The sequence below is a fragment of the Streptomyces sp. 11x1 genome, assembly GCF_032598905.1.
In the GTDB taxonomy this organism is placed as follows: Bacteria; Actinomycetota; Actinomycetes; order Streptomycetales; family Streptomycetaceae; genus Streptomyces.
The window spans coordinates 9,967,683-9,991,180 of the sequence record NZ_CP122458.1; the positions used below are offsets into that span (position 1 = coordinate 9,967,683).

25 protein-coding genes are annotated in these 23,498 nt (G+C 72.0%); 13 read left to right on the forward strand and 12 right to left on the reverse strand.

All coding sequences use genetic code 11. The features are described from left to right. Window positions 1-83: 83 nt before the first annotated feature. The 4 genes from P8T65_RS43850 to P8T65_RS43865 all read right to left on the reverse strand — a co-directional run bounded on the left by P8T65_RS43850 (window position 84) and on the right by P8T65_RS43865 (window position 3,217). Window positions 84-782: an HAD-IA family hydrolase gene (locus tag P8T65_RS43850; RefSeq protein ID WP_316731002.1), complete on the reverse strand. Its 699-nt coding sequence runs from the start codon at window positions 780-782 to the stop codon at window positions 84-86. 32 nt (window positions 783-814) lie between these two features. Further along, on the reverse strand, window positions 815-1,498 hold the full coding sequence (locus P8T65_RS43855) for a phosphatase PAP2 family protein (RefSeq protein WP_316731003.1): 684 nt from the start codon (window positions 1,496-1,498) through the stop codon (window positions 815-817). Window positions 1,499-1,632: 134 nt separating this feature from the next. Then, window positions 1,633-2,574 carry a M56 family metallopeptidase gene (locus P8T65_RS43860; RefSeq protein WP_316731004.1) on the reverse strand — a complete coding sequence of 314 codons (942 nt, stop codon included), beginning with the start codon at window positions 2,572-2,574 and terminating at the stop codon, window positions 1,633-1,635. Between the two features lie 91 nt (window positions 2,575-2,665). After that, complete coding sequence (locus tag P8T65_RS43865) at window positions 2,666-3,217, reverse strand: DUF5134 domain-containing protein (RefSeq protein WP_316731005.1); 552 nt, start codon at window positions 3,215-3,217, stop codon at window positions 2,666-2,668. Window positions 3,218-3,437: 220 nt separating this feature from the next. On the opposite strand from P8T65_RS43865, the gene P8T65_RS43870 reads away from it, so the two are divergent. Further along, window positions 3,438-5,072 (forward strand): FUSC family protein, encoded by a 1,635-nt coding sequence (locus P8T65_RS43870; RefSeq protein WP_316731006.1) that lies wholly within the window; start codon window positions 3,438-3,440, stop codon window positions 5,070-5,072. Next, window positions 5,069-5,611, forward strand: a complete 543-nt coding sequence (locus P8T65_RS43875) for a MarR family transcriptional regulator (protein ID WP_316731007.1) — start codon at window positions 5,069-5,071, stop codon at window positions 5,609-5,611. The genes P8T65_RS43870 and P8T65_RS43875 overlap by 4 nt, the downstream gene beginning before the upstream one ends. A gap of 12 nt (window positions 5,612-5,623) precedes the next feature. Here P8T65_RS43875 and P8T65_RS43880 read toward each other — a convergent pair whose 3' ends face one another. Then, window positions 5,624-6,388, reverse strand: coding sequence for a VOC family protein (locus tag P8T65_RS43880; RefSeq protein ID WP_316731008.1), 765 nt, complete (start codon window positions 6,386-6,388; stop codon window positions 5,624-5,626). 93 nt (window positions 6,389-6,481) lie between these two features. After that, window positions 6,482-6,874: a VOC family protein gene (locus tag P8T65_RS43885; protein ID WP_316731009.1), complete on the reverse strand. Its 393-nt coding sequence runs from the start codon at window positions 6,872-6,874 to the stop codon at window positions 6,482-6,484. Between the two features lie 143 nt (window positions 6,875-7,017). On the opposite strand from P8T65_RS43885, the gene P8T65_RS43890 reads away from it, so the two are divergent. After that, complete coding sequence (locus P8T65_RS43890) at window positions 7,018-7,557, forward strand: GNAT family N-acetyltransferase (RefSeq protein WP_316731010.1); 540 nt, start codon at window positions 7,018-7,020, stop codon at window positions 7,555-7,557. Window positions 7,558-7,560: 3 nt separating this feature from the next. Here the strand turns inward: P8T65_RS43890 and P8T65_RS43895 are convergent, their stop codons facing one another. Continuing rightward, window positions 7,561-8,244: a glycerophosphodiester phosphodiesterase family protein gene (locus P8T65_RS43895; protein WP_316731011.1), complete on the reverse strand. Its 684-nt coding sequence runs from the start codon at window positions 8,242-8,244 to the stop codon at window positions 7,561-7,563. 414 nt (window positions 8,245-8,658) lie between these two features. On the opposite strand from P8T65_RS43895, the gene P8T65_RS43900 reads away from it, so the two are divergent. The 4 genes from P8T65_RS43900 to P8T65_RS43915 all read left to right on the forward strand — a co-directional run bounded on the left by P8T65_RS43900 (window position 8,659) and on the right by P8T65_RS43915 (window position 12,601). Further along, on the forward strand, window positions 8,659-10,056 hold the full coding sequence (locus P8T65_RS43900; RefSeq protein WP_316731012.1) for a DUF6421 family protein: 1,398 nt from the start codon (window positions 8,659-8,661) through the stop codon (window positions 10,054-10,056). Between the two features lie 47 nt (window positions 10,057-10,103). Further along, window positions 10,104-10,856 (forward strand): SDR family NAD(P)-dependent oxidoreductase, encoded by a 753-nt coding sequence (locus P8T65_RS43905; protein WP_316731013.1) that lies wholly within the window; start codon window positions 10,104-10,106, stop codon window positions 10,854-10,856. Next, a complete protein-coding gene (locus tag P8T65_RS43910; protein WP_316731014.1) occupies window positions 10,853-11,923 on the forward strand; it encodes a low specificity L-threonine aldolase in 1,071 nt (356 codons plus the stop codon). Before P8T65_RS43905 ends, P8T65_RS43910 begins: the two co-directional genes overlap by 4 nt. Window positions 11,924-12,007: 84 nt before the next feature. Continuing rightward, on the forward strand, window positions 12,008-12,601 hold the full coding sequence (locus P8T65_RS43915) for a transglutaminase domain-containing protein (protein WP_316731015.1): 594 nt from the start codon (window positions 12,008-12,010) through the stop codon (window positions 12,599-12,601). Between the two features lie 7 nt (window positions 12,602-12,608). Here P8T65_RS43915 and P8T65_RS43920 read toward each other — a convergent pair whose 3' ends face one another. Next, window positions 12,609-13,337 (reverse strand): 1-acyl-sn-glycerol-3-phosphate acyltransferase, encoded by a 729-nt coding sequence (locus P8T65_RS43920; protein WP_230216824.1) that lies wholly within the window; start codon window positions 13,335-13,337, stop codon window positions 12,609-12,611. A gap of 187 nt (window positions 13,338-13,524) precedes the next feature. Continuing rightward, window positions 13,525-13,941 carry a DUF4395 domain-containing protein gene (locus P8T65_RS43925; protein WP_316731016.1) on the reverse strand — a complete coding sequence of 139 codons (417 nt, stop codon included), beginning with the start codon at window positions 13,939-13,941 and terminating at the stop codon, window positions 13,525-13,527. 75 nt (window positions 13,942-14,016) lie between these two features. Between P8T65_RS43925 and P8T65_RS43930 the strand changes: the two genes are divergently transcribed. The 4 genes from P8T65_RS43930 (at window position 14,017) to P8T65_RS43945 (ending at window position 17,129) form a co-directional block, all read left to right on the forward strand. Continuing rightward, on the forward strand, window positions 14,017-14,430 hold the full coding sequence (locus tag P8T65_RS43930) for a thioredoxin family protein (protein ID WP_316731017.1): 414 nt from the start codon (window positions 14,017-14,019) through the stop codon (window positions 14,428-14,430). 182 nt (window positions 14,431-14,612) lie between these two features. Continuing rightward, complete coding sequence (locus P8T65_RS43935) at window positions 14,613-15,122, forward strand: flavin reductase family protein (RefSeq protein WP_316731018.1); 510 nt, start codon at window positions 14,613-14,615, stop codon at window positions 15,120-15,122. A gap of 204 nt (window positions 15,123-15,326) precedes the next feature. Continuing rightward, window positions 15,327-16,112 carry an electron transfer flavoprotein subunit beta/FixA family protein gene (locus P8T65_RS43940; RefSeq protein ID WP_192365230.1) on the forward strand — a complete coding sequence of 262 codons (786 nt, stop codon included), beginning with the start codon at window positions 15,327-15,329 and terminating at the stop codon, window positions 16,110-16,112. 54 nt (window positions 16,113-16,166) lie between these two features. After that, on the forward strand, window positions 16,167-17,129 hold the full coding sequence (locus P8T65_RS43945; RefSeq protein WP_316731019.1) for an electron transfer flavoprotein subunit alpha/FixB family protein: 963 nt from the start codon (window positions 16,167-16,169) through the stop codon (window positions 17,127-17,129). Between the two features lie 58 nt (window positions 17,130-17,187). Here the strand turns inward: P8T65_RS43945 and P8T65_RS43950 are convergent, their stop codons facing one another. Continuing rightward, complete coding sequence (locus P8T65_RS43950) at window positions 17,188-18,093, reverse strand: endonuclease/exonuclease/phosphatase family protein (protein WP_316731020.1); 906 nt, start codon at window positions 18,091-18,093, stop codon at window positions 17,188-17,190. A 192-nt stretch (window positions 18,094-18,285) separates the two neighbouring features. On the opposite strand from P8T65_RS43950, the gene P8T65_RS43955 reads away from it, so the two are divergent. Together P8T65_RS43955 and P8T65_RS43960 are read left to right on the forward strand one after the other, a co-directional pair. Continuing rightward, window positions 18,286-19,590, forward strand: a complete 1,305-nt coding sequence (locus P8T65_RS43955) for a DUF6986 family protein (RefSeq protein ID WP_316731021.1) — start codon at window positions 18,286-18,288, stop codon at window positions 19,588-19,590. A 145-nt stretch (window positions 19,591-19,735) separates the two neighbouring features. Then, window positions 19,736-21,550, forward strand: coding sequence for a protein kinase domain-containing protein (locus P8T65_RS43960; protein ID WP_316731022.1), 1,815 nt, complete (start codon window positions 19,736-19,738; stop codon window positions 21,548-21,550). Window positions 21,551-21,565: 15 nt separating this feature from the next. Here P8T65_RS43960 and P8T65_RS43965 read toward each other — a convergent pair whose 3' ends face one another. Both P8T65_RS43965 and P8T65_RS43970 read right to left on the reverse strand, forming a co-directional pair. Continuing rightward, entirely contained in the window at window positions 21,566-22,345 is a 780-nt protein-coding gene (locus P8T65_RS43965) for a hypothetical protein (RefSeq protein WP_316731023.1), read from the reverse strand. 3 nt (window positions 22,346-22,348) lie between these two features. Further along, entirely contained in the window at window positions 22,349-23,398 is a 1,050-nt protein-coding gene (locus tag P8T65_RS43970; RefSeq protein ID WP_316731024.1) for a LacI family DNA-binding transcriptional regulator, read from the reverse strand. Window positions 23,399-23,498: the final 100 nt, after the last annotated feature.

Consider the following 23,498-nt stretch of genomic DNA (forward strand, 5'->3'; position numbering starts at 1 on the left):
GGACGTCCGGCGGTGACGAACAGCCGTGCGGCGCACCGGACGCGGGCGGACGGCCCCCTCACGGTGAGACGGCCGACGGCACCTCAGTCCAGCAGCTCCAGCACGGGCCGCAGTCCGTCCGGCCGCCCGGCGATCGGCAGATGGTCCACGAAGTGCACCCCGCACCCCAGTGCCGCCGCCCCGCCGTCGGCCCGCCGGTCGTCACCGACCATGAGGGTGTCGCGCGCGTCGACACCGAGCTCCGCGCAGGCGAGCGCGAACAGCCTCGGGTCCGGCTTCTGCACACCGTGCTCGTACGACAGCGCGTAGACGTCGACATACGCGTCGAGGCCGTGCGCGCGGAACACCGGTCGCAGGTCCCAGCCGATGTTGCTCACCACACCGACGGCGACCCCGCGCCGCCGCAGGGCCGCGAGCACCTCGGCGGCGTCCGGGTAGGGGCTCCACGCCGACGGTGTCATATGGCGGTCGTACAGCGCGTCGTGGAGCGCGGGGGCCGGGAGCGCCACCCGACGGGAGAGGCCGGTGTACGCGGCCCGGTGCTCCTCGGCGCTCCGGTCCCGCAGCGCCCACAGGCCGGCCAGGTCGCCGGTCGGCGCTTCCTCCGGGGCCGCACCGCCCGGCAGGGCGCCCGCATGCTCCAGCGCCTTGGCCGTCCGGACCAACTCGGCCTCGGGCAGGGTGAGCGAGGAGTCGGTGAGGGCCGCGCGGAGCCAGGACTCGGTGGACTCCACGCGGAAGAGCGTCCCGGAGAAGTCGAACAACACTCCCTTGACCGTCATGCCGTCGATCCTTAGTGACCGTGCGCACCCGGTCAAGTACGCCTCGGCGCGCCCCATTTCTCGTACGCGAGCACCGCCAGCGCGATCGTCAGGCCGCCCAGCAGCCAGCCGGCCAGCACGTCCGACGCCCAGTGCACGCCCAGCCAGATCCGGGTCAGCCCGACGCCCACGACGGAGACGACGCTCACCACCACGGCCGTACGCACGACGGCGCGACCGGCGCCGTACAGGTGCAGCAGCCACACCAGCAGTCCGAGAACGACCATGGCCGTCATGGCGTGGCCCGAGGGATACGCGGCGTAGTGGGCGGAGTCGACGGGGTCGGGCCACGCGGGCCGTTCCCGGCCGACGGCCGCCTTCAGCCCCTGCTGGAGCGCCGTGCCCGCCGCGCAGGTGGCCGCCAACCAGAGGGCGAGCCACCACTCCCGGTGGCGCCACACCAGCCAGATCGCGGCGGCCGCCGCCAGCAGACGCATCGTCACCGGGTCCCAGACCCAGTCCGTCAGGATGCGGAACGCGTGGGTGACGCCGGGTTCGTCGACGGCCCATCCGTGCGTGGTGTTCGCGACGCTCTGGTCCAGCGACATGAGCGGCGCCCACGAGATCGAGACCAGGACGAGCACTACGACGGAGGACATCGCGAACCCGACGGTGGCGCGGACGGTGCGGTGGGTCGACGGCCGGTGGGGCGGCGAGTCGACGGTGGGGGTGTGCATACAGCGATCCTGGCCGACTCCCGGGAGCCCGGACCAATGCCGAGTCGTGAGATCACTGTCACGCCGTGCGACCGGAGCAAAGTCGTCGTGCCGCGCGTTGTCCTTGGGCCGGTCTTGATCCCCTCTTTGCCAAATCACGACCTGACGAGTGCCCGCAATGCGGGGACGAAAGCCACCAGCACGGGAACGACCGGGATGAGGGCGGCGGACGCGGTCAGCCGCAGCCGGTGCACCGGGGTGAGCCGCTCCGGGGGCGCGAGCAACCGGTCGACCCGCTGCGGCACATGGTCCTCGGGGGTCGGGCAGGGCCCGAACACCCCGCGGTCCTCGTTCAGGCCCACGAGGGCGAGGGCGACGGTGAGGCGGCCGTGGCGACGGGAGGCCGTGTCGTCGGCGGCGAGTTCGACCAGCCGGTGCATCTCGTCGCGGAACGCGGCGAACACCGGAACCCGGGGGAACCCGCCCGCGAGCGCCGCCGAACAGCGCAGCAGCCAGTGGTGGCGGGCCCGCGCGTGCCCCTGTTCATGGGCGACCACCGCGTCCACCTGCGGTCCCTCCAGGCGGCGCAACGCGGCCGTGGTGATGACCAGTCGGGGCGTGGGGCCGGGCAGCCACCAGGCGTCCGGCCGCTCGCCCTCGACCACGACCAGCCGGTCGCCGTCCGGCTCCTCGCCGGGCAACAGCGGGGCACGCAGGCGGAGTTCGGCTTGGCGGCGCCGACGCTGCCGCCGGTCCCGCAGGATCTCGCGGACCAGCATCGTGCCCGTCCACAGCCCGCCGCAGGCCAGCACCACGGCGGTGGCCACGGCCCAGGAACCCCCGCTGTCCAGCGCGTACGCCTCCACGACCCCCTGCGGCGCGGGCGCGAACACCCGCCCGCGCACCACCGTCCAGGCCGCCGCCGCGCTCAGCGCCATCGACAGCACACAGCACAGCAGTACGGCCACCACCACGCACTGCCACACCCACAGGGCGACCACCGGTTCACGGTCCGACCAGTCGGCGCGGGCCAGCAGTCGCGGGGCGACGACGGCGGTCAGGGCGCCGAGCAGCAACAACGCCGCGGGGACCATCATGGGGCGCAGCCTATGAGCGGGCTGGTGCGCGGCGACACGGGCCGGGCCGTCGAAGTGACGCAGACCACGACGGCCATGGCCTCGCGGCGGTTCAGACCGTCAGCAGCATGGCGAACATCCCGATGCCCATGGAGAGCCGGCAGGCCCGCGCCAGCTCCGGCCGGTCGCCCCAGCCGGTCGCCCCGGCCCGAATCGGCGCCCCCGGGGCGGCCGGTACGGGCACGAGTCGGAGCCCCGCCCGCACCACGTACCCGGCGAAGTACACCAGCAGTGCCCCCGTCACCAGGGGCAGGCCCGTGCCACCGTGACCGCCGCCCGGCGCGGCGGCCATGACCGCCGCCATGTAGACCATCGCCAGCGCGCCCACCAGATGGTGCAGATGGTGCGCGTTCCCGCGGGCCGCCCACAGCGCGCGCACCGCGGCCGCGCCGAACACGAGTGCGTAGCAGAGCCACGCCCAGCGCGGCGGGGTCAGGGCCGCGGCAGGCACGGCCATCGCCGCCATGCCGAACCCCATGAGAGCTTCGCCGCCGGCGGCACGCCGCTGCTCCTCCACGGCGCTGCGCATCCGCAGCAGGCAGTACCCCCCGGTCACCGCGCACAGCGCGACCAGCAGCCAGCCGGCCGAAACCGGTCCGTGCACCACGTACCTCCCCGTTCGACGACGTAGGTCGGGCCGAGAGTGAGGTCGGACAGTCGGTCATTGGCATGCCCGGGCCCGATGGCGCGCATACGAGCGCAAGGGTGTACGTGGGGGAGCGCGCGGGAGTGCGCCACGGCAGGCGGGCGCCACCGAGAACCGCGAGACGTGCACCACAGCCCGGCATATATTTCACGAGTAAAGCACCAGTTAAGGTTGGCGCATGCGCAGCGTCCGACCACCCCGTGCCCGCCGGCTCCCGCTCTCCGGTGCCCTCCGGTTGAACCGCCCCTCCGAGATCTGGTTCAAGCCCGCGCTCAGCGTGGTCGTCGCGATGGCACCGCCGAACCTGACGCTGCTGACGCTCGGCCGCCTCGACCTGGCCATGTACGCGATGGCCGGCTCCCTGTGTGCGCTCTACGCCCACCACCGCCCCTACGCGGACCGCGCCCCGACCCTCGCCCGGGTCGTGCTCGGCATGATCGCCGGACTCGCGGTCGCCCTCGTCACCGCCTCGCTCACCACGAACGCGGTGGCGCTGGTGACCGTGGGCGCGCTTCTCGCCGCCGCGCAGAAGGCCCTGTGCGACGCGAGCCGGATCGGGCCGCCCGCCAACGTCATCTTCACCTTTGTCACCTCGGCGGCCCTCTTCGCGCCCCAGAGCCTCGCCCAGGTCCCCGGCCACCTCGCCGTGGCCGCCGTCGCGGGCGCCTGGGCCTGGCTCGTGTGCATGGCCCCCGGCCTGGTGCGCCCCTACGGCCCGGAGTGCCGCGCCACCGCCCAGGCGCTGAACGCGGTGGCCGCCCACGTCGAGGCACCCGAGCGACCCGGGTCCCGCACGGCCGCCGCGGCCGCCGTGCACACCGCCTGGCAGACCCTGCTCGCCGCCGGCGCCCGCACCGAGCCGCGGCGCGCCCTCGCGACCCTCCTGGTCCGCGCCGACATCGCACTCGCCGCGCCCGCCGAGGCAGACCCCGACCGGCTGCGCGCGCTCGCGCCGAGACCGCGCACTGCCGCGCACCTAGGGCGGGCCGCCGCCCCGGCGGAGGCGGCCGACGAACCGCTCGACACGCGGCCCGGACAGCGGGGCCGCCGTCCGGCGCCGTGGAGCGCGCTCGGCCCGCTCGCCTCCCTCGCGGTCCGCACGGCGCTCGGTTGCGCCCTCGCCGGGTACGCCTCCCTCGCGCTCGGGGTCGGCCGCCCCTACTGGGCCCTCGTCACCGCCGCCTCGCTCTACCAGGCGAACCTCACCCTCACCTGGAGCCGGGGCGTCCAGCGCGTCGTCGGCAACATCGCCGGGGTACTGGCCTTCGCCGCACTCGTCCCGCTCGCCCACCTCGGCCCGGCGGCGCTCGTCCTGTGCTGCCTCGCGCTCGGCTTCGGCGCCGAGGCCCTGATCAGCCGCAACTACTGGCTCGGCACGGTCTGCGTCACCCCGATGGCCCTCCTCGTCACCGAGTTCGTCCGCTTCGCGGACCCCGGCGAGCTGATCACCGACCGGCTCCTGGACACCCTCGTCGGCGTGACGGTCGGCTTCCTCGCGGCGGTCGTCGTCACCGACCGGCGCTCCGGCGACCGGGTCGCCCACGCCCTCGCCGCCGTGGAGCGCGCCCGCACGCACACCCTCCGCACGGCGGTCGACGCGGACGCCGCCCCCGGCGCTCTGCCCGCCGCACGGCGCGCCCTGGCCGCGGCCCTGGTCGAACTGCGCGCCGTCTCCGACACCGCGAGCGGCGAATGGTGGCAACGCGCCCTGCCGGCGGAGCGGGTGACACACGTCGAGCGGGCCGGACACCGTACGCTCGCGGCGACGGTGCGACAGCACGGGTTCCGGGAAGCGGAGGGCGCACGGGCATGACGGCAGGCAACGGGCGGGCGGGGAGCGGCGCGGCTCTCGGGGACACGGTCGCCAAGGTGGTGCGCCAGTGGCAGACGGTGCACCCCGGTCTCGACACCGCCCCGATGGAGATCATCGGCCGCGTCAACCGGTGTGCCGCCCTCCTCCAGCAGGCCGAGGACGCGCCACTGCGTCACGCCGGGCTCACCCGCCCCGAGTTCGACGTCCTCGGCACGCTGCGCCGCACGGGCCACGAACTGACGCCCAGTGAGATCGCCCGCGAGACCTTCGCCTCCGGCGCCGCCGTCACCAAGCGCCTGAAGCTGCTCACCGAGCGCGGTCTCGTCGAGCGGCGGGGCGACTCCCGTGACCGGCGCGTCGCCCACGTCCGTCTCACCGACACCGGCCGGGACCTCGTGGACAGCGTCATTCCGGAGCAACTGGCGTACGAGGAGACCGTGCTCTCGGGGGTGGACACGGGCGACCGCCGCGAACTGGCCGTACTGCTGGGCGAGTTGCTGATCCAGCTGGAGGGCCGACTGGGGCTGCCGCGCGCCTGAGCCGGCGCCGGGTCACCCCTGGGTTTCCGCCCCGCGGACACCGAACACGGCCCCCTGCGGATCCCGCAGCACCGCGATCCGCGGCCCCTCCGGCACCGTGGTGGGCTCCATGAGGAGGGTGCCGCCCGCCTCGGTGACGATCCGGGCGGTGTCCTCGACGCCCTCCACGGCGAAGTACGGCAGCCAGTGCGAGGGCACCTCGGGCGGGAACTTGTCGTCCATCGTGATCATGCCGCCGAAGCGGGCGCCGTCGATGTCCCACCGGGGGTAGTCCCCGCCGCTGCTCACGCTCCAGCCGAACACCGCCGCGTAGAAGGACTTCGCGCGCTCCGGCGCACGGGTCAGCAGCTCGACCCAGCCGAGTGCGCCGGGCGCGTTGAACAGTCCTGCGCCGGGGAAGCTCCGCGCCTGCCAGAGCTGGAAGGCCGCGCCAGCCGGATCGAACACCACGGCGAACCGCCCGAGGTCGAAGACGTCCATGGGCTCCAGCACGACGGTCCCGCCGGCCGCCCGCACGGCCGCCATCGCCGCGTCGGCGTCGCGCACCGCGAACGACACGTTCCAGGCCACCGGCTGCGACTCCTGGTACAGCGGCGCGAGGGCGGCCACCGCCGCGTCCCCGAGGTGGGCCACCGTGTAGCCGCCGGCCTCCTGGCGCGGATCGGTCTCGGGGCGCCAGCCGAACAGCTCGGTGTAGAACCGCTCGGCCGACTCCAGGTCGCTGGTCCCCAGCTCGGTCCAGCAGGGCCCGCCGGTCACCGGCCGCTCGAGCTCCATGGTGTCCTCCGGAAGGGAATCGGGCGCGGTACGCGCGGCCCCCTCCTGCACGCTATGCCCGTGTCCCGGCCCCGGCCACCGGGGTGTGCCCCCTCAGATGCCGGGGCGGTAGCGCAGCGGATGGTCCGCGGGGATCTCCACCAGCACGATCTCGGTCCCGTCCGGGTCGGCGATCCACATCTCGATCAGCCCCCAGGGCTCCTTCACCGGCTCTCGCCGCACCTCCACCCCGGCCGCCAGAAGCTCCGTGTACGCCGCCGTCACGTCCGCGACCTGCAGCCACAGCTTCAGCGCGGGTGACGGCGGCGTCGGCGAGCGGCCCGCGACCTCCAGGAAACCGCCGCCGAGGAAGTACACGACACCCCGGTGCTCGCCCGTACCGAACTCCCGGTACACGGGGAGCCCGAGCTGCTCGCCGTAGAAGACGCGGGAGCGTTCGGGGTCGGTGGGGCGCAGGAGGGTGCGGCTGCTGAGTACGTGGATCATGAGTCGAGCGTAGGCGCTGCGGCCCTGTCCTCGGGTGCGGGCGGGTGGGGCTTTTCGCGCCGTTGCCCGCGCCCCTGTCGGGGCGCGGCTGTCGATACCCTCTTGCGTGTTCGAGCCCCGCAGACGTCCACCAGGAGCACCCCATGGACACCGCCGCCACCGACCTGACCTTCCGTGACGCCACCGACGCCGACGTGGACGTCCTCGTCGCGCTGATCGAGTCGGCGTACCGAGGGGACTCCAGCCGGGCCGGGTGGACCACGGAGGCGGACATCCTCGACGGGCAGCGGACCGATCCCGAGGGTGTGCTGGCGGTCGTCGAGGCACCGGACAGCCGGTTGCTCACCGTCGAGCGGGACGGCACGGTCGTCGCCTGCTGCCAGCTCGAACACCGCGGCGCGCACGCCTACTTCGGGATGTTCGCGGTGAGCCCGGCCCTCCAGGGCGCCGGCCTCGGCAAGGTGATCATCGCCGAGGCCGAGCGGATCGCGCGCGAGACCTGGGGGGTGCGCGAGATGCACATGACCGTGATCTCCGTACGGGAGGATCTCATCGCCTGGTACGAGCGGCGGGGATACCGCCGCACGGGACGGACGACCCCGTTCCCGTACGGCGACGAGCGCTTCGGCATTCCGCGCCGCGACGACCTGCGGTTCGAGCTCCTGGTCAAGGAGCTGGTGTAGCGGTCAGGCCGTGAATCGGCCCGTGCGTTTGATGTCCGGGTAGTCGGTCGTGGCGCCGTCCAGCTGGAGGGCGCGGACCAGGCGCAGGTGGTCCTGGGTGTTCACCACCCAGCCGATGATCCGCAGGTTGGCCTTGCGGGCCTTCTCCACGACCTCCAGCGTCAGCCGCCGGATGTTGAGCACCAGGGTGGCGGCGCCCACCGCCACCGCCCGGTCCACGACGTCGGTGCCGTAGCGGCTGGCGACCAGCGCGGTGCGTACGCCCGGCACGAGACGGGCGATCTCGGCGACCGCCTCGTCGTGGAAGGACAGCACTTCGACCCGTCCCACCAGGTCGCGCCGGTGCATGACCTCGGCGAGGGCGCGGGCCGCCGCGGTGTCCTTGATCTCGGCCTGGAGCGGCGCCCTCACCGCGTTCAGTACCTCCTCGAAGGTGGGCACGCGCTCGCCGCGGCCCGCGTCCAGGGCGCGCAGCTCGGCGAGGGTCTTGTCGGCGATCGGGCCCGTGCCGTCCGTCGTCCGGTCCACATCCGCGTCGTGCATGACGACGAGGGCGCCGTCCTTGCTCAGATGCAGATCGAGTTCGATGACGTCGAGGCCCGCGCGATCGGCGGCCACGAAGGAACGGAGGGTGTTCTCGGGTTCGACACCCATGACTCCGCGGTGACCGATGGTGAGGAAGTTCAAGGTGGACTCGCTTCCGTCGACGGCGGCTCGGCCCGCGTGACCGGGGAGGGGCGGCACGCGGCTGGGGCGCAGCGTAGTCCTCCCGCCGTGCGATGCATCCGCATGTGCACGGGCCCTTTCGGGTCGTGTCACCCCGTGTCGGCCGGGGGGAGAGGACCGTTTCCGCACCTTGCCCGCACCGATCGGGTCATCCCTGAGTGGGCGAGTTCGGTGGGCGTTGACCCCGAGTGCCACGGACCCGGAGGTCGGGACGCACGAAGTGTGATCTACGACGCGTGTGACAGGAGATTCAGCGGTTAGGTGCCGGGAGTGGCGGGAAGATTTCCGGCTGGGCCGCTCAAGATCGGTCTTGCGGTGAGGAACCCTCGCTACGTACGGTGTCACTACGAAAGGTTCTCCCGTGAAGGATGGGTCATGACGGAAATTCTTGTGCAGATGGGTGCGGAGGGCGTTGTTCCTTCGGTCGGTAGGGTGGTGGGGCACCCGGCCTGGCCCGTGCTCAAGGATGCCGTGGAGCGGATCCGGCCATGGCAGTCCAAGGACGGTTCGATCGACTTCGACGCCGAGCATGCCCCCGACCGGGGCGCCGCCGAGCAGGCCGTGCGGGACGTCGTCGGGGCCGTCGAGGCACTGTCCCCGCTGCTGCCGCACGACGCCGCCTACCACCGGGCCCTCGTCGGGGACCTGCGGCGCTGGGCCGACCAGGGCTTCGAGGTGCCCGACTTCCTCGACTCGCTGCTCGCCTTCCAGCCCGCCGCGAACCGTGCGGACGGCCTCCAGCACCTGGTCGTCTTCCCGATGTACACGCAGAACGGCAACCCCGACCGCAACCTCGAAGCGGTCGTGCTGCGCATGGTCTGGCCCGAGTGGCTGGCCGAGCTGGAGCGCACCCGGTACGACAACCCGCTGTTCTGCGGCATCAAGTTCGAGGACTTCACGGCGGGCTACGACACCAACTCCGCCGTGCTCTTCCCGGAGACCATCGCCGTGCGCGAGGCGCCGGAACGATTCTCCTGGGGTGGCATCTTCTGTGACCGCGAGGCCGCGCGGTTCCGTCGGGTGACCGACGCCGCCGTCGACATTCTCGGCCTGGAGCTGCCCGAGGACATCGCCGCGATGGTCCACGACCAGACCCGCTGCGAGGAGGCGTTCGTCCTGTGGGACATGGTCCACGACCGCACCCACAGCCACGGCGACCTGCCCTTCGACCCGTTCATGATCAAGCAGCGCCAGCCGTTCTGGATGTACGGCCTGGAGGAGCTGCGCTGCGACCTGACCGCCTTCAAGGAAGCCGTGAAGCTGGAGGCCGAAGGCGTCGCGCAGGCCCGTGACGTGCAGTTCGCGGTCCTCTTCGACCGGATGTTCCGCTTCCCGGTCACCGGTGAGCGCGTCCGCAACTACGACGGCCTCGGCGGCCAGCTCCTCTTCGCCTACCTGCACAAGCACGACGTCGTCCGCTGGACCGACAACAAGCTGCACATCGACTGGCAGCGCGCCCCGCAGGTCACCAACCAGCTCTGCGCGGACATCGAGCAGCTCTACCGCGACGGCATCGACCGCCCGAAGCTCGTCCACTGGTTCGCCGGGTACGAGCTGGTCTCCACCTACCTCGCCCCGCACCCCGGCTCCCGTTGGGCCAAGGGCCCGGACGCCCTGGATCTGACGCAGCCGCCGCGGAAACTCGTCGACGACGTGCTTCCGGACGAGTTTCCGCTCAGCATGTTCTATGAGGCGCTCGCCAAGAAGCTGAAGACCGTGATCGCCTCGACCAAGGGCATCACCGCGGCGGACACCGAGCGGGTCGCCGCGTGACCGCCCGGCTCGCAGGCGTCACAGTCGCTGCCCAGGAGGCGAAGACCATGCAGAACGGCAACGGTGCACTGAGCGGCGCGGTGATCGCGGTGGCCGGCGCGGGCGGACCCGCCGGCCGGGCGGCCCTGCTGCGGCTGGCCGACGCGGGAGCGATCGTCGTCGGCTCGGACAACGACCCCGAGCGGCTCTCTGAGGCCGTGGACGCGGCCCGCTACGCGCACGGCGGCGCCACCGTCGTCGGCGACACGGTCGATCTCCTCGACCTGCAGTCGACCCGTGACTGGGCCACCCGCATCGAGAAGGACTTCGGCCGGGTCGACGGCCTCGTCCACCTCGTCGGCGGCTGGCGAGGCAGCGAGACCTTCACCAGGACCAGCCTCGACGACTGGGACTTCCTGGAGATGCTGCTGATCCGCACCGTGCAGCACACCTCCCTCGCCTTCCACGAGGCCCTGCAGCGCAGCGAGCGCGGCCGGTACGTCCTGATCAGCGCGGCAGGCGCCAGCAAGCCCACCGCCGGCAACGCCGCGTACGCCGCAGCCAAGGCGGCCGCCGAGGCGTGGACGCTCGCCACGGCCGACTACTTCCGCAAGGCGGGCGGGCCGGACGGGCCGACCTCCGCGGCTGCCATCCTGGTCGTGAAGGCGTTGGTGCACGACGCGATGCGCGCCGACCGCCCCAACGCGAAGTTCGCGGGCTTCACCGACGTCAAGGAGCTGGCCGAGGCCATCGCCGGGGTCTGGGACAAGCCCGCCGCCGAAGTGAACGGAAACCGTCTGTGGCTGACCGACAAGCCGTGAACCCTCCGAAAACCGACGCCCGACGCCATCACGACCCGGAGGTCCGCGGCTTTGCCAGCGACAACTACGCGGGCGTCCACCCCGAGGTGCTCGCCGCCCTGGCCCTGGCCAACGGCGGGCACCAGGTCTCCTACGGAGAGGACGACTACACCGAGAACCTGCAGCGGATCGTCCGCAGTCACTTCGGCGCCACCGCGGAGGCGTTCCCCGTCTTCAACGGTACCGGCGCCAACGTCGTCGCGCTTCAGGCCGTCACCGACCGCTGGGGCGCGGTGATCTGCGCCGAGAGCGCGCACATCCACGTCGACGAGTGCGGGGCGCCCGAGCGGGTCGGCGGCCTGAAACTGCTCACCGTGCCCACGCCCGACGGCAAGCTCACCCCCGAGCTGATCGACCGGCAGGCATACGGCTGGGACGACGAGCACCGCGCCATGCCGCAGGTCGTCTCGATCACCCAGAGCACCGAACTCGGCACCCTCTACACGCCCGAGGAGATCCGCGCGATCTGCGACCACGCCCACGCGCACGGCATGAAGGTGCATCTGGACGGCTCGCGGATAGCGAACGCCGCCGCCTCCCTGGACGTGCCGATGCGGACGTTCACCAACGCGGTCGGCGTGGACCTGCTCTCCCTGGGCGGCACCAAGAACGGCGCGATGTTCGGCGAGGCGGTCGTCGTGATCAACCAGGACGCCGTCCGCAGGATGAAGCACCTGCGCAAGCTGTCCATGCAGCTCGCGTCCAAGATGCGTTTCGTGTCGGTGCAGTTGGAGGCCCTGCTGGCGAAGGACCTGTGGCTGCGCAACGCCCGCCACTCCAACGAGATGGCCCAGCGGCTCGCCGAGGGTGTCCGCGCGGTCCACGGCGTCGAGATCCTGTACCCCGTGCAGGCCAACGCCGTCTTCGCCCGCCTTCCGCACGACGTGAGCGAACGACTGCAGAAGCGCCACCGCTTCTACTTCTGGGACGAGGCGGCCGGTGACGTCCGCTGGATGTGCTCCTACGACACGACCGAGGAGGACGTGGACGGGTTCGTGGCAGCGCTGAAGGAGGAGGTGGCGCGCTGACGGCCACATGAGGGAATGCATAGATATACGGTCACCCGAAAAGTCATTGACTCGCGGGTGATCGTTTTCCTATGCTCTGCGGGCATGGAGCTGATCCAGCAGAACCCCGACCTTTCCGCCTATCTGGCTGCCGACGAGGTCATAGACCATCACCATCCACGCGTGCGGCAGACGGCCGCGCAGCTGGCCAAGGAGGTGACCGACTCGTATGACTATGCGCGTGTCGCCTTCGAGTACGTCCGCGACGGCATCCCGCACTCCCAGGACGCCGACGATCCGCGCGTGACCTGGCGGGCGTCCGACGTCCTCGATCAGCGCACCGGGATCTGTTACGCCAAGGCCCATGCCTTGGCCGCGCTGCTGCGCGCCGAGGACATCCCGACCGCGCTCTGCTACCAGCGGCTGGCGCACGACGACGGCGAGGGGCACGTCGTCCACGGCCTGGTCGCCGTCCGCTTCCACGGCGCCTGGCACCGCCAGGACCCCCGGGGCAACAAACCCGGCGTGGACGCACGGTTCTCGCTGGACGGGGAGCGCCTGGCCTTCGTACCTGATACGGCGGCGGGCGAGTCGGACGACCCGATCCTCCACGCCGCGCCGCACCCGGCCGTGCTCGGCGCCCTCCGGGCGGCCCGGGACCGGGCGCACCTGTGGAGGATGCTCCCCGTGGCCCTGTAGGGCGGGGTCAGCGGGCCTCGGCCTCGCGGACCTGCTCCGGGGTCGGGGCCGTGCCGCCGAGGTGGGCGGGCATCCACCAGGTGTCGTCCGGGCCCTTGGGGCGGACCGGGTAGGCGCGCTGCGCCGCCTCCAGCAACTCCTGCACCCGCTCGCGGAGTTGGCGGGTGATGGCGCCCGCGTACTTGTCCTTGGAGGCCTCTATCGCCTCGCCGACCCGGATGGTGATCGGGATGTGGCTGCGCTTGAAGTTGCGCGGGTGGCCCTTGGTCCACAGCCGCTGGGTGCCCCACACGGCCATGGGGATCAGCGGGACACCTGCCTCCTGGGCCAGCCGGGCGGCGCCCGACTTGAAGCTCTTCAGCGTGAACGACTGGGAGATGGTGGCCTCGGGGAAGACGCCGATGATCTCGCCGGAGCGCAGCGAGTCCAGTGCGTGCGCGTAGGCCGCCTCACCCTGCTTGCGGTCGACCGGAATGTGCCGCATGTTGCGCATCAGCGGACCGGAGATCTTGTGCCGGAACACCGACTCCTTGGCCATGAAGCGCACCAGACGCTTCTGCGGGAGCGCCGCCAGGCCGTCGAAGATGAAGTCCAGGTAGCTGATGTGATTGCTCACCAGCACGGCGCCGCCCTGGCGCGGGATGTTCTCCGAACCCTTGCAGTCGATCTTCAGGTCCCAGACCTTGAACAGGGTGTGGGCGAGACCGACCGCGGGACGGTAGACAAGCTCTGCCATGGACGGAGTGGACCCTTCTCTCTGCCTGGGAAGAGGGGCTCCCGGCGGGAAGTTACGCAGCCGTAGGTTTACGGCATCTCGCAGATCGTGCCCCAAGAACGCACGAGTAGCCAGTCCTGGTGCCGGGCGGCGGCGAGATTCTCGTCACGTCGGACACACGATCGACCGCCGTTCGTTCACCAGGACGTCACCGCGCGCGTACGGTCACCCGGCGGACCAGCAGGTACATCTCGCACCCCAGGCAGTACCCGAACACCGCGTTCAGGAAGGCCGCGGCGAGCGCCGCGCCGGTCGCCGCCAGTCCCAGCCACCCGGGCCCGACCGTGAACCCGACCAGGCCCACCAGCGCGAAGACCAGCCCGACTCCCTGGGCGAACCGCGGCGGCTCCGGCGCCTCGAACTCCGTCGGCGGCCCGACACGCGGCCGGACGAGCCTGCGGAAGACCCAGCCGTACGGCGAACACCCCACCCCGCCCGCCGCGCCCAGCGCGAACGCGAACGTCTGCCAGGCCAGCAGCCATGCGCTGCCGGTGATCAGCACGACCGCCAGCACCACGGTCGTCACGGCGGCCCCGAAGCGGGGTCCCCTCACATCGATGTCCATGCGTCAAGCATTCCGCAGGCCAATCTCCATGGGGAGGCGGGAATCTTTGCAGTCTCGTGAACGCTGAAGCACGCTGTGACCGGACTTGTGGTGTGTGGACTGGTGCTCGCGGTGGCGAGCGCCTACGGAGTGCTGCATCGGCGGCGGAGCGGGAGAGTCAGGGTGCGCGGGCGGGACGGCGACAAGCGGCTCGGCGCGGCGGATTTGGGGGAGGGGCTCGGGGAACGGGCCACGCTGGTGCAGTTCTCCAGCGCCTTCTGCGCCCCCTGCCGGGCGACCCGCAGGGTCCTCTCCGACGTGGCCGCGATGGTGCCGGGCGTCGCCCATGTGGAGATCGACGCCGAGGAACACCTGGACCTCGTGCGCCGGTTCGACATCCTCAAGACGCCGACCGTGCTCGTGGTCGACGCCGATGGCCGGATCGTGCGCAGGGCGACTGGGCAGCCGCGCAAGGCGGATGTGATCGCCGCGCTGGGCGAGGCCGTGTGACACCGCATACCGGAACGTACTTGACTGTACGCGTCACCCCTCGTCAGCCTGACCGTATGCCACGGGAAATCCTTCTCTTCGAGCGTGTCCATGTGGACCTCGTCCGCACGGCGAGTTCGCGCTGTCCGGGAACCTGAGCCCTTCACGGAACAGCCCGTCGACTCCATCAGAAGGACATCTCCATGACGGCCACCTCCGGCCTCGGTTCGCCCCGGCTCGCCTCCCCCGACCTCCTGCGCTCCGTCTTCCGGCGCCATGCCGCCGGTGTGGCGGTGATCACCGCCCAGGGCGCCGCCGGTCCCGTCGGCTTCACCGCCACCTCGCTCAGCTCGGTCTCCGCCGAGCCCCCGCTGCTCTCGTTCGGCATCGGCACCGGCGCCTCCAGCTGGCCGGTGATCTCCGAGGCGGAGCACGTCGGTGTGCACATACTCGGGGAGCACCAACGGGAGCTGGCGGCCACCTTCGCGCGCAGCGGCGCCGACCGGTTCGGGGCGCCCACCGGATGGCGTAGCGGCCCGGAGGAAGTTCCCGTCCTCGACGACGTGCTCGCCTGGCTGGTCTGCCGGGTGGTGGCGCGCGTCCCGGCCGGCGAGCACCGCGTCGTCCTCGCCGAGGTCGTCGTGGGCGATCCCTCGGGCGCCGGCAGGCCGCTGCTGTATCACCAGGGCCGCTTCAACGGTCTGCGAGACTGAGTCCCGCGCGATTACGCAGGGTTGCCTAACTCACAGTTCAAAGCGCTTGCTTAGCGGGCACGAAATGCGAGATCGTAGATGTCGTACTGGCGAGTAATATTCCGAACGGAGCGCAGGTCGCCCCGATCGGGATCGGCCGCTTCAGGCGCCTATGCTGCCTGGAAGAAGGCAGCCCAGAAATGACGATGCAGTAGGAGAGCCGGCGTGAGCTTGAGGATCGTTGTCACTGTGAAGTACGTGCCCGACGCCACTGGCGACCGGCACTTCGCCGATGACCTGACCGTCGACCGTGACGACGTGGACGGTCTGCTCTCCGAGCTCGACGAGTACGCGGTCGAGCAGGCGCTGCAGATCGCCGACGAGGCCGACGACGCCGAGATCACCGTGCTGACCGTGGGTCCGGAGGACGCCAAGGACGCGCTGCGCAAGGCGCTGTCGATGGGTGCGGACAAGGCGATCCACGTCGAGGACGACGACGTGCACGGCACCGACGCGATCGGTACTTCGCTGGTGCTGGCGAAGGCGATCGAGAAGGCCGGCTACGACCTGGTGATCTCCGGTATGGCGTCCACCGACGGCACGATGGGCGTCGTCCCGGCGCTGCTGGCGGAGCGTCTGGGTGTTCCGCAGGTGACGCTGCTGTCCGAGGTGTCCGTCGAGGACGGTGTGGTCAAGGGCCGCCGTGACGGCGACGCCGCCTCCGAGCAGCTTCAGGCCTCCCTGCCGGCGGTCGTGTCGGTCACCGACCAGTCGGGCGAGGCGCGTTACCCCTCCTTCAAGGGCATCATGGCGGCGAAGAAGAAGCCGGTTCAGTCCTGGGACCTGTCCGACCTCGACATCGAGGCCGAGGAAGTCGGTCTGGAGGGTGCCTGGACGGCTGTCGACTCCGCCGCCGCGCGCCCGGCGCGTACCGCAGGCACGATCGTCAAGGACGAGGGCGAGGGCGGCAAGCAGCTCGCCGAGTTCCTCGCGGGCCAGAAGTTCATCTAAGGCCCGCAGTCGCCGACCGCCCCCTCACCCTTTCGCAAGCAGGAGAGCAATCCCATGGCTGAAGTTCTCGTCTACGTCGATCACGCAGGCGGTTCCGTCCGCAAGCCCACCCTGGAACTGCTGACCCTGGCCCGCCGGATCGGCGAGCCCGTCGCCGTCGCGCTCGGTGCCGGTGCCGCCGACACCGCCGCCGCCCTCGCCGAGCACGGCGCGGCTCGGGTCCTCACCCACGACGCCGCCGAGTACGCCGACTACCTGGTCGTTCCCAAGGTCGACGCGCTGCAGGCCGCCGTCGCCGCCGTCTCCCCGGCTGCCGTGCTGGTCTCCTCCTCGGCCGAGGGCAAGGAGATCGCCGCCCGTCTCGCGCTGCGTATCGGCTCGGGCATCATCACCGACGCCGTCGACCTGGAGGCGTCCGACGAGGGCCCGGTGGCCACGCAGTCGGTGTTCGCCGCCTCCTTCACCACCAAGTCCCGTGTCTCCAAGGGCACCCCGGTCATCACGGTCAAGCCCAACTCCGCCGCCGTGGAGGCCGCCCCGGCCGCGGGCGCGGTCGAGGCCCTGGACGTCACCTTCGGCGCGCTGGCCACCGGCACCAAGGTCACCGGCCGTACCCCGCGCGAGTCGACCGGCCGCCCGGAGCTGACCGAGGCCGCGATCGTCGTCTCCGGCGGCCGTGGCGTCAACGGCACCGAGAACTTCGCCATCATCGAGGCCCTCGCCGACTCCCTCGGCGCGGCCGTCGGCGCCTCCCGCGCCGCGGTGGACGCCGGCTGGTACCCGCACACCAACCAGGTCGGCCAGACCGGCAAGTCGGTCTCCCCGCAGCTGTACATCGCCAACGGCATCTCCGGCGCCATCCAGCACCGCGCCGGCATGCAGACCTCGAAGACCATCGTGGCCGTCAACAAGGACGCCGAGGCCCCGATCTTCGACCTCGTCGACTACGGCGTGGTCGGCGACCTCTTCGACGTCGTCCCCCAGCTCACCGAGGAGATCAAGGCCCGCAAGGGCTGAGCCTCACCGGTCTCGCCGAGGCCCCCACGACCGTTCGTACGGTCGTGGGGGCCTCGGCTCATCCCAGGGTCAGCGAGGCCTGCACCGGCAGATGGTCGCTCGGGTACATCCCGCCCCTCGAGAAGGTGTTCATCGCCGCCCAGTGCGTCGTCACCCCGGGCGAGGTGAGGATCCAGTCGATGCGTCTGCCCCCGGGCCTGGGCTCCCGGTAGCCGTGGTACGTCCCGTACGCCTCGGTGCGCGAGGCGGCTGCGTCCCAGGCGTCCACGAGACCGTTGCCCAGCATCAGGTCGTAGACCCGGTTGTCGTGTGCGGCGGCGTTGAAGTCACCGGTGACGACGACCGGCGCCGAGCGGTCCCACCCGGCGATCGTCTCGCCGATCAGCCCCGCCGAACGCTCCCGGGCGTACTGGCTGACGCTGTCCAGATGGGTGTTCAGGACGTAGAACTCCCGGCCTCCGTCGGCGAGATCGGCGAATTTCACCCAGGTCACCATGCGCAGCCAGTCCGCGCCCCAGGTGTTGGAGGCGATCGTGTACGGGGTGTCCGACAGCCAGAAGTGGTCGAACTCGATCGGGTCGAGTCTGCGGGTGTCGTAGAAGATCGCCATGAACTCGTCCTTGCTGCCGCCCCCTCGGCCGGTGCCGATCCAGTCGTAGTGCCCGTCGAGATCCTTCTCGATCATGCGCAGCTGCTGGTAGAGCCCTTCCTGGGTGCCGATGACGTGCGGTCGCTCGCGACGCAGCAGCTCCCGCATCACCGGCCGGCGGACGGTCCAGCGCGGTGTGCTGTCGACGACGGTCGCGAAGCGCACATTGAACGTCATGACGTTCAGCGCTCCCGCGTACTCACCGGCGGACGCCGGTTGTGACGAGCCCGCCGTCGTCAGCAGTGGCACGGCGATGGCGGCGGCCGCCGCGGACCTGAGTCCCTGGCGGCGCGTCACTCCGACCTCTTTCGGCACGCGATGTCCTCCCCTTGCGAGTCACCATGAAGCTTGCCTATGGATACGGATGAAGAGGCCGGATCGATGGTGACCAGGCGAAGAGCATGGGGAATCCCACGTCGAGAGGGTGTTGACCGAGGCGAAGATCGACCGTTAGCTTCGACATGCGGACTATTAATTCCGTAGTGCGGAAAAATGGAGGGTTGTGGAATGGGGCAGGGCCGACAGGAGAACGTGGCGACAAGTCTCGCGGGCGCCGTCAGCGAGGAGATCAGCGCCTCCCTCGCCCCCGTCGACGCGGAGTTGGAGCGCCGCTACCCGGGCGACCCCGGCACCCGCCAGCCCGTGCACACCGTCTACGTCCCCGGCGACGTCTTCGCCGCCGACACCCTGCGCACCTGGGGCGACCGGGCCCTCGCCGCCCTCGACGAGCACGCCCCCGACGCGGCGTCCTTCGCCGCCGTCCTCGGCCTCGGCGACGACCTCGCCGAACCCGTGTACGACCGCGTCCGCGCCAAGCTGGAGCGCGAACCGATCGAGGACCTCCGGGTCGACTTCGAGGACGGCTACGGGGCCCGCCCCGACGCCGAGGAGGACCAGGCCGCCGCCCACGCCGCCCGGCTGATCGCCCGGGCGTACGCCGACGGCACGGCCGCCCCGTACATGGGCATCCGCATGAAGTGCATGGAGGCCCCGGTCCGCGACCGGGGGATCCGCACCCTCGACATCTTCCTCACGGGCCTGCTGGAGGCCGGCGGCCTGCCCGACGGACTGCTCCTGACCCTGCCCAAGGTGACGTACGCCGAGCAGGTCACCGCCATGGTCCGGCTGCTGGAGGCCTTCGAGAAGGCACGCGGCCTGGAACCCGGCCGGATCGGCTTCGAGATCCAGATCGAGACCAGCCAGTCCATCCTCGCCGCCGACGGCACCGCCACCGTCGCCCGGATGATCGGAGCCGCCGAGGGCCGCGCCACCGGGTTGCACTACGGCACCTTCGACTACAGCGCCTGCCTCGGCGTCTCCGCCGCCCACCAGGCCAGCGACCACCCGGCCGCCGACCACGCCAAGGCGATCATGCAGGTCGCGGCCGCCGGCACCGGCGTACGCGTCTCGGACGGCTCGACGAACGTCCTGCCCGTCGGCCCGAGCGCCCAGGTCCACGACGCCTGGCGACTGCACTACGGCCTCACCCGCCGCGCCCTGGCCCGCGCCTACTACCAGGGCTGGGACATGCACCCGGGCCACATCCCGACCCGCTACGCGGCCGTCTTCGCCTTCTACCGTGAGGGGTACGCGCAGGCCGCCGCCCGCCTCTCCCGCTACGCCAACCGCGCGGGCGGCGACGTGATGGACGAGCCGGCGACCGCCAAGGCGCTCAGCGGCTATCTGCTGCGCGGCCTGGACTGCGGCGCCCTCGACCTCGACGAGGTCTCCGGCGCGACGGGCCTGACCCGCGCCGATCTGGAGGGTTTCGCCGCGCCGAGGCGGGCGGATCTGACCGTCTCCGGCAAGTAGGAACCGGTACGGGACGGTACGGACGGGTGGGCCGGCGGCAGGGTGCGTAGCGGTCCTGTGACAGCCGCTGCCTACGGTCGGGAGGGCCCCCGACCACGGCTTAGGCTTGCGCCATTCATCGGTGTGTCACAGGAACGAGGCGCGGGTGTCTTCGGGGGCGAACGAACAGACGGACGGTGCCGGGCGGATCCTCGCCGGGCGGTACCGGGTCGTGGAGCAGCTCGGACGCGGCGGCATGGGCGTCGTCTGGCGGGCCGTGGACGAGGTGCTCCACCGCGAGGTCGCCCTCAAGGAGCTGCGCACCTACACGGACGCCGGCGCGCCCGAACTGGCCGACCTGGGGCTGCGGATGCAGCGCGAGGCCCGGGCCGCCGCCCGCGTCCGGCACCCCGGAGTCGTCGCCGTGCACGACGTGGCCGAGGTCGACGGCCGCCCGCTGATCGTCATGGAACTGGTCGACGGGCCGTCACTCGACGACGTCCTGAACGACCGGGGCCTGCTCGACCCACGCGAGGCCGCCGCCATCGGCGCCAAGGTCGTGGACGCCCTCGCCGCCGCCCACCGGGTCGGTGTGCTGCACCGCGACGTCAAACCCGGCAACATCCTCCTGGACCGCTCGGGCCGCGTCGTCCTCACCGACTTCGGCATCGCCACCATGGAGAACCCGGGCGACGGCTCCGCCACCCACCTCACCCGCAGCGGCGAACTCGTCGGCTCCCTCGACTACCTGGCCCCCGAACGCGCCCAGGGCAACGACCCCGGCCCCGCCTCCGACGTCTGGGCGCTCGGCGCCACTCTGTACGCGGCCGTGGAGGGCTCGTCCCCGTTCCGGCGTACGTCCACCTGGTCGACGCTCACCGCGATCGTGACCGACGCGCTGCCCGAACCCCGGCGGGCCGGGCCCCTCGGGCCGGTGCTGCGGCAACTCATGGACAAGCGGCCGGAGTTCCGTCCGGACGCCGACGCGGCCCGCGCACTGCTGGAGGCAGTGGCCTCCGGCGGCCCGCTCGACCCCTCGATGACCGGGGCCACAGGGCCCGCGCCGCAGCCGAGGGCGGAGGCCCAGCACAGTGTCCCCTCGGTGCCGCCCGGCTTCGGGCCGCCGACCGCGGAGACCCCGGCTGCCGCGCCGACCCCCGGCTTCGGCCCTCCCCGGCCGCCCGCCGGGCCCGGCACCGGGGCCTCCCCGGCCGTCGGGAGCCCCGTCGCGGGCACGCCCGCGCCCCCCTCGGGCCCCGTCACCACCGTCTCCTCGACCGGAGGCCGGCCGCGCAAGGGCCGCGCCCTGCTCGCCGCCGTGGCCGTCACCGTCGTGCTCGCGGCCACGGGCGTCACGGTCGCCCTGCTGAACGGGGACGACGGCAAGGAGACAGGCGCCCGGACGTCCGTCGACGCGGCGAGCAGCGGCACCCCTTCCCCGGGCCGCAGCCGGGGCACGGTCGACCTCACCGACGACTCGGCCGCGAAGGAGAAGGACGCCAAGGAGTCCGCGAGCCCGGACGAGAAGACCGACGACGCCGAGAAGGACGACGGCAAGGCGCCGGAGGCGTCCGCGTCGCCGACGAAGAACGCGAGCGGCGGCACCACGGGCGGCGGCACGGGAGGCTCTGACACCTCGGGTGGCACCACCGGCGGCAGCACGACCGGGGGCACCACCGGCGGCGGGACCACCGAGGAACCGGTCTGCCACTCCATCGGCGGCGGCAAGTACAACTGCACGGTCTGGCGCACCGCCGACTCCTACACCGCATCCGGTACGAAGGTCGGCGTCCTCAACCAGGGCACCAACTACTTCTACTGTCAGTCGAACCTGGGCCGCCGCGAGACCTCCGGCGAGTGGACCAACGTCTGGTGGGCCAAGACCGACGACGACAGCGGCAACACCGATGTCTGGGTCAGCGACGTCTACATCCAGGGCGGCGACAACGACGCCCCGGTGCCCGGCCTCCCGGTCTGCTGAGGCCGGTACGCGCCGTCACGGCCGCCCCCGGGCCCCCGGGTGCGGCCGTACGTACTGTTCCAGGCCCGACACCGTCGTCCACCTCCGCTCGGCGAACAACTCCCTGCCCCGGACGCACAGTTCCCGGTTGCCGCGAGCCCGGGCGGCGAACTCGTCGGGTGTGGTGCCGAACAGTTCGCGCAACTCGGCCGAGGCGGCGAGGAGTTCGGTGAGCAGCGGGCGCTGACGGCCGGGATGGGGCCGGGGGTCCGGGCCGCCGTCGCGCAGCACGCCCCACCGGTTGACGTAGATCCAGGCGTGGTCGAGGACCTGGCCCGACTCCAGCTCGACCCGGAAGTCGGCGGCCGGCAGGGCGGCCCGCTGGAAGTTGCCGGTCGGCGAGTCGACGCCCTCGCTGGTGTCGACCACGGCGAGCTGGGCCTCGTCGAGCCAGGTGAGGAACAGGTCGGCGGTCGAGCCGGGGGAGTGGAACGGCGATGCCGAGAGGTAGCCGAGCAGGCTCACATGGGCGGAGACCCCGATCCCGATGCCCGTGACCCGGGCCTTGACCATGGGGATCCGGCACGCGACCCCGCGCTCCGCCATCTTGTGGACGAGCTGCGCCGGACAGGCGTTGGAGCCGACGGAGAGCACCGGCAGCCGGTCCTCGAAGACCAGCGTGTCCAGCGGCAGCATCCGGTTGCCGTCCAGGAGCGCGGACTCGGCCGGCCAGGCGCCGGGATAGCTCAGCGGGTCCTCGCGCGGCGCCACGGCGAGGCCGAGCGCTTCGAGCGTACGAGGGGCGGGGGCGTCCAAGGGTCAGCCCGCGGGCGGGAGTTCGCCCGAACCGCGGGCGATCAGCCGGGTCGGCAGCTCGATGCGCTCGGGGGCGACGAGGGAGCCGTCCAACTGCTGGAAGAGGCGTTCGGCGGCGGTGCGGCCGAGCCGGGAGGGATCCTGGGCGACGACGGTGATGCCCGGCCGGAGCAGATCGGCCAGCTCGAAGTCGTCGAAGCCCACGAGGGCGACCTGACGGGTGTGCTCGGCGAGGACCCGTACGACCGTGACCGTCACCCGGTTGTTGCCCGCGAAGACCGCCGTCACGGGCGAGGGGCCCGACAGCATGTCCTCGGCCGCCCTGCGGACCCGCTCGGGATCGGTGACGCCCAGCGACATCCACGCGTCCTCGACGGGTATGCCGGCGTCCTCCATGGCCGCCCGGTAGCCGCGCAGCCGCTCGGCGGCGGTGTGGATGCGGGGCATGTCGCCGATGAAGCCGATCCGGCGGTGGCCGTGGGCGATGAGATGGGTGACGCCGTCACGGGCCCCGCCGAAGCTGTCCGAGAGCACCACGTCGGCGTCGATCCGCCCGGCCGGGCGGTCCACGAACACCGTGGCGACTCCCGCCCTGATCTCGGGTTCCAGATACCGGTGGTCGTCACCGGCCGGAATGATCACGAGCCCGTCCACCCGGCGGGCGCACAGCGCCAGCGCCAACTCCTGCTCGCGGCCCGGGTCCTCCGCGCTGGACCCGTTGATCAGTAGCGAGCCGTGGGCGCGGGACACCTCCTCCACCGCCCGGCTGAGCGGGCCGTAGAACGGGTCGGCGAGATCCTCCAGGACCAGGCCGATGCTGGCCGTGCGGCCCTTGCGCAGCACCCGGGCGCTGTCGTTGCGCCGGAAGCCGAGCGCCTCGATGGCCTCCTGGACCCTGCGCTCGGTGTCCGGGGTGACGCCCGGCTCGCCGTTCACCACCCGGGAGACCGTCTTCAGACCCACCCCGGCCCGGGCCGCGACGTCCTTCATCGTGGGACGGTTGCCGTAGCGGTTCTCGGGGCGGCGGCTGATGCCGGCTGCGGTCTCGGGCACGGGGCGCTGTCCTGTCCTGTCGTCCACGGGGGCGGTCGCGGGTGCTGCTGCGGGTGCGGCCGGTGGTGCGGGGTGCGTGCGATCGGTGGTGCCGTGTCGA